This window comes from Hyphobacterium sp. SN044, assembly GCF_021864465.1.
In the GTDB taxonomy this organism is placed as follows: domain Bacteria; phylum Pseudomonadota; class Alphaproteobacteria; order Caulobacterales; family Maricaulaceae; genus Hyphobacterium.
Genome location: NZ_JAKKUV010000044.1, coordinates 1 through 267, shown reverse-complemented (window position 1 = coordinate 267; position 267 = coordinate 1). Strand labels below are relative to the sequence as shown.

Below are 267 nucleotides of genomic sequence, written 5' to 3'. Positions count from 1 at the left end.
GTCACTAGAGAGTATTTAGGCTTACCGGGTGGTCCCGGCAGATTCACAGCAGATTCCACGAGCCCGCTGCTACTCGGGATGAAGTACGAGACAGGTGTCGGATTTTCGCGTACCGGACTCTCACCGTCTGCGGCGGGCCGTCCCAGACCACTTCCGCTAATCACGACACTTTTTTACTGTCCGCCGGCCTGGTAGAACCGGCAAGTACAACTCCCACAACCCCGCACACACAACCCCTACCAGGTATCACATGCATGCGGTTTAGCC

Annotated in this window: 1 rRNA gene; it reads right to left on the bottom strand. The window is 57.3% G+C overall.

What is annotated here, in order from left to right:
• Positions 1-267 (bottom strand): 23S ribosomal RNA (locus L5876_RS14590); the annotation flags it as partial.